The following is a 9,567-nucleotide window of genomic DNA, read 5'->3' as shown; positions in this document are numbered from 1 at the left end:
GCTGTGACCCTTACAGGGTCAAAACCGCAGTCGAACGCTGGAGTCCGTAGGTGGCGCTCCGCTTACCTACGGCTAATTGCTTGAATCCCTATCGGGATATGGCGACAATTCGCTCGACATGAGTTGTGGGGTACAAAAAGGCTTCCAGCCTGTCACCAGCCCACGTCCACCCCAACAACAGCGCCGAAAGTCTCTGCGACTTTCGCTACGGACCCAACGCCGCTCGCGTTTATGCCGTCGGGCGTAAGTCCCAACCCGACGCGTCAGCGAGGGACCAGGGCAAGACCGTGATTCCCTCGCTCACGCGTTTTGAAATTGCGCGTTTAGAGGTTCTTCGGGCCAAAGTCCCAGCAAACGGCCGGACCGTTGGCCCTACAATCCATTGGTTTTCTTGGTCCCAGCCCGTTGGGCTAGGCTAAGTAAACGTCCGGGGCTTTGCCCCTAAATACAAACACGCAACTTCAAAACTGACGCATTGGGCTGAGATCGCTCGATTGTTTTCGCACAAGGGGCGTTAATGAGTTGTTACTTGGATTCGCAGCAAATCGTTGGGGTCACCAACCGCAGATGGTCCGATTCCGGCTACAATGGGCCGCGACCTTCACCCCGAATCCCACCTCTGCTCTGCGAGTGAATACTCCCGCCATGAAAAAACAAACGCTCTCCCCACGTCGTCAAGTCTTGCAACTCGGTGCGGCCTCGGTCGCGGGCTTGGCCATGATGCGACCATGGACAGCCGCCGCTGCGGAAGCTGCCGATAAACCTTGGCTCCGCAAAACGCTCAAAATTGGCATGATCGGCGTCAAAGGCTCGCTGACTGAAAAGTTTGCTGCGGCAAAAGAAGCGGGTTTCGAAGGCGTCGAATTGAACGCACCTGGTTTTGATGTCGACGAAGCCAACGCGGCAGCGAAAGAAACCGGGTTGATCATCGACGGTACGGTCGGTGCCGATCACTGGGGCGTGCGTCACACCGACGCCAGCCCCGAGACGCGAGCCAAAGCGCTAGCGAGTCTTCGCAAGGGACTCGAACAAACCGCTGCCGTCGGTGCCGACACGATGCTGTTGGTTCCTGGACGTGGTTCGGACGGAACGGCCGATGAGTGCTACAAGCGAGCGGTCGATAATATCAGTCAAGCACTTCCGGACGCCGAGAAGTTGGGCGTTTCGATTTTGATGGAAAACGTGTGGAACGAAATGTTCTACGATCCCAATGGCGGGACGGACCAGACCGCCGACGCCTTCGCCGCGTTCATCGACGATTTCGACTCGCCTTGGGTGGGTGCCCAGTTTGACATCGGCAACCACTGGAAATTTGGTGACCCTGCGGCCTGGATTCGCACGCTCGACAAGCGAATCAAGAAGCTCGACATCAAAGGTTTTTCGCGTGAAACGGGCAAGTTCACCAAGATCACCGAAGGCGATATCGATTGGCCGAGCGTGAAGCAGGCTCTGCGAGATATCAAGTTCACTGGATGGTTGGCAGCCGAAGTCGGCGGTGGCGATTTGGATCGTTTGAAGGAAGTGAGCCGCAATTTGGACAAGGCGCTGCAGTGCAACGAGTCCGTCGGCTGAGCCGGCCGAAAGCCCCGCCAATCGTTCCATTTCGTAGCGGAAGTCGTCAAGACTTTCGTTCCGTGTTGCTATGCTCGCCGAAACTCTTCGCGGTTTGTTGATATGGTCCAAATGCAAATCGCAACGGTGAGCCGTGGGCGGTAAGGCACCGGGTCGTGCGTGGGACCCGGCCGCTTACGCGTCGCGGCTCAACAAATCAACAAGCCGTTCACGCGTCTCGCTACGGCTCGGTCCGCGTCAATCCCGTTGGATAGTTCTCGCGATCCTGTAGAATCGTTCGGCTAGATCATGCACCTATAACCGAACGCTAGGAAGAGACGTTGTCCAACGAAGAAGCTGAGCCGAGCGAGATCGATACGTGTCACGTCTCGGTGATGCCAGACGAGGTGGTGTATTGGGTCGCCAATCCCGAGGTGGCCCAAACGCCGCCCAAGGTGGTGATCGATGGAACGTACGGTGGCGGCGGTCACTCGCGGTTGTTACTCGAAGCGATCGAGGGCGCCGACGTTCGCGTGATCGGTTTGGACCGTGATCCTGCGGTCAGTGCACGCGTGGAAAGCGAAACGCACGACCCTCGGCTGACCGTTTTCTTGGCCAGCTATGAGCAGGCCGCTAAGGCGCTCGAACAATTTGATCTGACGAGCGCCGACGCGATGGTGTTGGATCTCGGCTTGTCGAGTGACCAATTGGCCGATCGCAACCGAGGCTTTAGCTACACCGTCGATGGGCCGCTGGATCTGCGATTCGACCCAGAAAACGGCGTTCCCGCGAGTCGTTGGTTGGCGCAGCACGACGAAAAACAGATCGCCGACGCCATCTACCAATACGGCGAAGAGCGTTTCAGTCGCCGGATTGCTCGAGCGATCGTGGCAAAACAACGCGAGCGGCAACCGATCAGCACGGTTAACGAGTTGGTCGAAATCTGTCGCCGCTGTGTGCCTCGCAGCCGCAATCACGACATTCACCCAGCTACGCGGACGTTCCAGGCACTTCGAATTGCCGTGAATGACGAGCTTGGGATTTTAGAGCGGACGCTTCGAGACGCTCCGGATTGGATGTCACCGGGTGGCCGAATGGTGATCATCAGTTTCCATTCGCTTGAGGACCGGATCGTGAAAAACGCGTTCCGGGACGACGATCGCTGGGAAGTGTTGACGAAAAAGCCGCTGCGGCCTACCGAATCCGAGGTGGCGCACAATGCCCGCAGCCGCAGTGCCAAACTGCGGGTCGCCCGCCGACGATAAAATGTGAAATTGGCTTCCAGCCTGTCATCAAGCACCCTCAAATCCCGCAAGCGAAAGTCGTCAACGACTTGTTGATTTAATCCAGATGCAAATCGCAACAGTGAGCCGTGGGCCGTAAGGCACCGGGTGGCGCGCGGGACCCGGCCGCTGACGCGTCACGGCTCACTAAATCAACAAGTCGTCAAGACTTTTGTTGTGGTTTGGGGATTATCCCGAAACTCTCGCGCGAGTTTCGCTACTGAGGACCGTCAGAAGAATAACTGGCGGCGTCTTCCGCTACGGGAAATCTTTTTTTCTTTTGAAATCCCTGCCATGGGCTGGCTCGTCTTATCTTTAGACCCATGGAATCAACGCCCGCAAGTTCTGATGACACGCTCGACCCACGGCTCCGATCGCGATTGGAGGCCCAGTTTGCCGATGCGCACGGAGAACTGATCGGGACGCTGTTCTATTTGGTCGGAAATCGTGAAGACGCTCGCGATGCGCTGCAGGAAACGTTCCTGAAGTGTTGGCGGCATCGACAACAGATGGATCAGGTCTCGAATTTGAGGGCTTGGGTGTTTCGCATTGCACTGAACACCGGCCGCGATTGTCGCAAAGCCGCATGGAATCGGCGGCGACAACCAATCTTGGAGGAAACCGAAATGGTCTCGACCGCCGACTCACCCGACGCCGCACTGCTGAGAGACGAACAGCTCTCGGTGCTGCAGGCCCAAGTCCTCCGGCTTCGCGAAGAAGAACGCGAGGTCTTTCTGCTTCGCCAAAACGGTGACATGACCTACGAGCAGATTGCCGAAGCGATGTCATTGCCGATCGGAACCGTCAAAACGCGAATGCGAATCGCCATCCGCCAGCTGCGCGAATCAGTGGGAGGCCAATCATGAATACGAATCTAAATAATCAATACAAAGATAAAGACGAATTGCGACAGGCGTTGTTGGAGCTGCACTACGATCTGCTGGACGAATCCGAAGCGACCGCGCTTCGCAACGCGATCGTGTCCGATGCCGACGTTGCCGCCGAGTGGGCCAACACGCTGAAATTGGCGAGCAACATCGCCGACGCCGCAAAGTTGCCCGTCCAAACAGAGCCGACGGCGATAACCGCAGCCTCTCATTCTAGCGGTGCGGCACAAGCCGCCCGGCCGCAGGAAACTGGTAGCAATGCTGCGCAAAGCCTCTCCGGGCCGCACATTGGAACGCGAGGCAACGAACCGGAGGGCTCGCGCCCTTCCGCTACAGGGAAATCGACATCGGTCTGGCTAACGCCGACGTTGGTCGCGGGACTCGCTGCACTGTTGGCATTTTTCGTCGTTGGTTGGTTGCAATTTTCCGAACTGCCTGTGAAACCAATCGCAGCGGTACGCATCGAAGCCAAAGTGCTCGACCGTGCAAACGCGTCCAACGAGTTTCTGGTCAAGACGACCAAGCTCGACGGATCTGTATCGAGTGTCAGTGGATTTCAAGTCACTCCGGCGATGTTGTCGTTCTCGGTTCTAGCACGCAACGTGACGCTGTTTTCCGGGGTTGCAGAAACAGACCATCTTGGCGTTGGCAAAATTGTCTTGCCCGATGACCTGGTGATCCCCAGTGAAGCACAACTCCGCGTCGAAGCCACATCGGCCAACGGCATACGCTCCGAATCGAGTGTCATGGTGCCACTGGAACCGACACGCTGCCTGACTTACTTGACCGTCGATCGTCCCGTTTATCGCCCCGGCGAAACCGTTTACTTTCGATCCTTGACGCTTGAGCGCACTTCGTTTCGTCCCAAGGTGGACGTGCCGATCCGCTACGAATTGATCGACCCCAGTGGTGCTGCGGTGGCAGGAATGTTTAGCGAAGGATTGACCGAGCGAGCGGTCGGTAACGGGGCGTTCACGATCCCGCAATCCGCGCCCGGAGGATCGTACACATTGGTAGCGAAAAGTTTGGATGGGTTCTTTCCCGAAGAACGTCGCGAGTTCCAAGTGCGTGCGTACCGAGTGCCGCGATTCAAAAAAGAACTGGAATTTAGCCAACGCAGCTACGGACCGGGCGATACCGTGGAAGCCGATTTCAAGGCCGAGCGGGCCGAGGGAGGCATGTTGTCTAACGTTTCCGTGGCGATCGTTGCCAAAGTCGACGACGAGGTGATTTTCGAAGAAGCCGCAGAGACAACGGACTCAGGCAGCTACGCCATCTCGTTCAAATTGCCAACCGATATTCGCAAAGGTGCTGGCCAATTGGCAGTCGTGATCGATGACGGCGGAACGCAAGAAACCAAGGTCAAAACGATCCCGATTCAATTGGGGCGAGTCGACGTCGAGTTTTATCCCGAGGGCGGCTATTTGGTCGATGGGCTGCGAAACCGCGTCTACTTTGTCGCTCGCAACTCGCTCGGCGAACCGATCGATATCAAAGGCGAAGTGCAAACTCGCGATGGCCACCAAGCGGCGACGCTGGAAACGACTCGCGATGGAATGGGCCGGTTTGAATTCGTTCCCAAGCGTGGCGAGCGGTATTCATTGCGAGTCAGTTCGCCCATCGACGTGCACAATTTGGTCAGGTTGCCCGCGGTGGTGAAGGAGTTGCCTGTGATCGATACCGGCGTCGGCGTCTTTGACGCGGGCGAACCGATCACGATGCAAGTTCGCAGCACGGTGCAGCGAAACGTATTGGTGCGAGCGGTGTGCCGAGGCCAATTGGTCAACGAACAAACCGTGACACTGACACCGGGAACCAACTCGATGTCGATTCCGGTGGGTAAACGGACCAGCGGGGTCGTGCGAGTGACCGTGCTGGATGCCAACAAAACGCCAGCCTTGCCGCTGGTGGAACGACTTGTGTTTTGTCGTCAGGAACATCAATTGCAAATCGAGATCGTCGAATCCGCCGAGGGGCTCGATCGATCGCCTGGCGAGTCGACGCGGTTGACGCTGCAAGTGCGTGACGAAACAGGTGAGCCGACACCGGCGGTGCTGGGCGTTGCCGTGGTCGATGATGCGGCACTGCGTTTGGATGACACCGAACGGCCGAATCTGCGAACTCATTTCTTGTTGACCAGCGAGATTCAAAAGCCCGAGGATCTCGAGCATGCAAATTTCTACATGAGTGACAGTGCCGAGGCGGCCGACGCGGTTGACTTGCTACTGGGCACGCAGGGGTGGCGACGCTTTGTCAGCGGATCGTCGGATCAACCCAACGTCGATTACCGCGAACAGATAGTGCGACTGCTAGAACTTGATGGCGACCGGTTGTCGGCGACTCAGGCGAGCTTTCAAACTAACGGACATCAAGCTCAACAGTGGACGCGGTACCGCGAGGCGGTGTCGGCAGCGTGGCGAATAGTGCTGTTTCAGATGAGGATACTGATGGCGATGATTGTGCTGCTTTGGTTGATCTCGATCGCGGTGCGAATGCGTCGTGCTTCGAGTGCTCGCTTCGCCAGTCTGTTATTGCTGGCGACGGCATCCTTGTTCGTCTATGGATGTGGGGCGCGGGAGTATAGCGAACGAGCATCGGTTGCTGCGGATGCAGCAGCCGCCGAAGGGGCCCCCGCAGCATCCTCGGCGCCGAACGAAGGAAAGAGCGCCGCCCAAGGAATGTTTATGGAAGATGGCATGGAGATGGAAATGCCAGCGGTCGCACCAGCGGCACAGAACGGCCTCGTTGAATCAAAACGCGACGATCGCAACAAGAATGCAATTGGCAACCAAGCGGCGTCGATGGGCGGAGGCGGGTTCGGTGAAAAATACCGTCACGAGTTCGACGAAAGTCGTGCGATGTTTGAAACCGACTCTCTGACCGCAGACGACTTGAAACGATTGTTGGCGGCTCGCGGATTGGACGCCGATTCGTTGGCGTCTCAGTTGTTGGACGAACTTCGTTTTCCGGTTCGCCAGTACGCTCATCGCCATGTCGTGGGCGACCCTGAGATCCGCGAAGACTTTGCCGAAACGCTGTACTGGCAACCACTTCTGATCACCGATTCCGAAGGACGTGCGTCGATCCGATTTGACTTGTCCGATTCGGTGACCACGTTTCGAGTCAGCGTTGATGCGCACGCCACCAGCGGCCGAATCGGATCGTTTGCGGGCGCCGTGACATCACGGTTGCCTTTCCAAATGGAACCCAAGATGCCGCTGGAAGTGACCACCGGCGATCGGATCGATTTACCGGTCGCAGTGATCAATGCGACCAAGGCGGACATGAATGTAGGGATGTCGATCGAAACCGATTCGGCACTCCAACCACTTGGTGAAACGAGCCGCACCCTGTCGTTGTCTGCGAGCGAGCGACGTCGCGAATTGATGTCGCTCAACGTGTTGGCGGGCTCCGCGGAACAGGACGCAATGGTCGAAATTCGCGGCAGCACTGAATCGCTGCAAGATTCCATCCGCCGGACGCTGCACATCGCACCGGCGGGATACCCGGTGAACGTCTCGATCGCAGGACGTTTGAGTGATCAAGCAGCGGTGCCACTATCGATCCCCGCTGATTTTGTTGACGGTTCGCTGGCGGTTGCCGTGCGAGCGTATCCGTCGCCGGTCGCGGACGTGATGTCCGGAATCGACAGTATCTTGCGAGAACCGCATGGGTGTTTCGAGCAAACGTCGGCAACGAACTACCCCAACACGATGGCGCTGTTGTACATGCAGAAGTCGGAATCTGCCAATCCCGAATTCGCCCAGCGAGCGATGGGAATGCTCGAACGAGGCTATGGGAAACTGACTAGCTTTGAGTGCGAAAAACGGGGTTACGAATGGTTCGGCAACGATCCAGGGCACGAAGCGTTGTCTGCATTCGGATTGATGCAGTTCAACGATATGACCAAGGTGATGGACGTCAGCGAAGAAATGATCACGCGAACGCGAGTCTGGTTGATGAGCCGTCGCGATGGCAAAGGGGGTTTTAAACGGAATCCACGCCATCTGCATGTCTGGTCGGTGCAGCAGCAAATCGTCAACGCGTACGTGCTATGGGCTCTTTCGGAGGCCGATGTTGCAGCGGGACAGTCGCGACGAACGGCGAATGAATTGAAGGACGAGCTCGACCAACTTGCTCGCGTGGCCGATTCGTCAAATGATCCTTATCTGATCTCGCTCTCCGCTGCGACGCTGATGAACGTCAACCGGAACAAGGAGGGGCGTAAACTGCTTGATCGCTTGACGCAGTTGCAACAGGAAGACGGTCATTTGGAAGGAGCGACGACGGTCGTGTCCAGCGGCGGGTTGTCGAAAAAGATGGAAACGACCGCATTGGCAGTGTTGGCATGGAGCAAGGCTGCGAAGTACGAATCCAACGCCGATGGGGCAGCGAAATGGATTCGTGCCAACCGAACTGGCAATGGCGGGTTCGGGTCAACGCAAGCGACCGTGTTGGCGTTGAAGGCGTTGATCACGCATTCCAACCACCAAGACGCCAGTGCCGCTGGTGCGGTATTGAGCGTGTTGCTCGATGGCAAGGTGATTGGCCAGACACAAATTCCCCAGGACATCCGTAGCGGGTCGGCGGTCGAGATTGCCGGACTGGGGCAAGCGATCGCAGCGAAGCTCAGCGAATCCGATTCGGTTGAACTGACACTGCAGGCTGACGGGGTGAAAAATCTGTCGTACACCGTGGACGTTTCTTACAACGCGACCACGCCGGAATCCGATGACACGTGTCCCGTGAAAGTGACCACGAAATTGGCCGGTCAGTTTGACAAGGACGGCAACGTCGCGGCAGGCGATTCGTTGACGGTCAAGGCGTCGCTGGTCAACACGACCAACAAAGGCCAACCGATGACGGTCGCGATCGTCGGACTGCCTGGCGGTTTGGAACCGCAAATCGAGCGGTTGGACGAACTGAAAAAGGCAGGGCGGTTTGACTTCTACGAGCTTAACGGACGCGAGGTGATTTTCTATTGGCGGACCGTCGAGCCTGACTCGGTCAAAGAGATCGAGTTTGGTGTGACCGCCGCGATTCCGGGCAAATACACCGGGCCGGCGTCGCGAGCGTACTTGTACTACACCGCCGAGCAAAAGCAGTGGACCGAACCGATGGTGGTCGAAATCCGCTGAGTCTTGCTGGATTGGACGTAGGTCCGCTGCCACCTTCGACCGTAGTGGACCGACCCTACGGAATGCGCTGCCATTGCATTGCTTGCATATGCGGTGTGATCGAACTTGCTCTTGCGTGAAACTGAACGTTTTTGCTAACCCGGTATCGTCTGAGGCTCGTCGTATACATTGCCAAAAACTCGGCTCTTTCGACGGATCTTCGTACGTTTGACCGTCAACGCGATCGCTGCAGAGGGAGGGCAGGGGAATGAGTGCAAATATCGATTGGGCCACTGGATTGGCCAGCAATAGTGTTGACCAGCGTGTTGCGACGCTACGAAAAATTTCGCATCAAGAGGATGCGGTGACGGGCGTTACCGTGCAATGCGTCCAGCTCGCAGGCGACTCGGACGACGACGTTCGCATGTGGGCCGCCGAAGCGCTCAGCCAAGCTGTCACGCCGACGCCCGCAGATGTGGATTCGCTCGCCGAATTGCTGCTTCACAGCGAAGATGGCGAGATCGGTTACTGGGCGGCAACGATGCTGGGCCGATTGAAAATGGAAGCGGCCACCGCGGTCGATGCATTGCAGTCATGCGTGCTGAATTCGATGTACCTGCCGGCGAGAGAACGCGCGGTGTGGGCGTTGGCAGAGATTGGCCCAGCGGCAGCCAATGCGATCGAGTCACTTGAAAAAACGGCCGAGGCCGCGCCGCCTCGATTGAAACG

5 protein-coding genes are annotated in these 9,567 nt (G+C 57.4%); all 5 read left to right on the top strand.

Annotated features, from left to right (window positions below):
* Positions 1-645 precede the first annotated feature (645 nt).
* Entirely contained in the window at positions 646-1,572 is a 927-nt protein-coding gene (locus tag ABX962_RS20805) for a sugar phosphate isomerase/epimerase family protein (RefSeq protein WP_372721939.1), read from the top strand.
* Between the two features lie 320 nt (positions 1,573-1,892).
* Positions 1,893-2,816: a 16S rRNA (cytosine(1402)-N(4))-methyltransferase RsmH gene (gene rsmH, locus ABX962_RS20800; RefSeq protein ID WP_372721937.1), complete on the top strand. Its 924-nt coding sequence runs from the start codon at positions 1,893-1,895 to the stop codon at positions 2,814-2,816.
* 341 nt (positions 2,817-3,157) lie between these two features.
* A complete protein-coding gene (locus ABX962_RS20795; protein WP_339946187.1) occupies positions 3,158-3,700 on the top strand; it encodes an RNA polymerase sigma factor in 543 nt (180 codons plus the stop codon).
* A complete protein-coding gene (locus tag ABX962_RS20790; RefSeq protein ID WP_372721935.1) occupies positions 3,697-8,859 on the top strand; it encodes an MG2 domain-containing protein in 5,163 nt (1,720 codons plus the stop codon). Before ABX962_RS20795 ends, ABX962_RS20790 begins: the two co-directional genes overlap by 4 nt.
* 247 nt (positions 8,860-9,106) lie before the next feature.
* Positions 9,107-9,567, top strand: a 461-nt coding sequence (locus ABX962_RS20785) for a HEAT repeat domain-containing protein (RefSeq protein ID WP_372721933.1), incomplete at its 3' end; no start/stop codon positions are given.

The organism is Novipirellula sp., assembly GCF_041583735.1.
Lineage (GTDB): Bacteria > Planctomycetota > Planctomycetia > Pirellulales > Pirellulaceae > Novipirellula.
The sequence above is the reverse complement of the archived record's forward strand: the minus strand, read 5'-3'. Positions and strand labels throughout refer to the sequence as shown.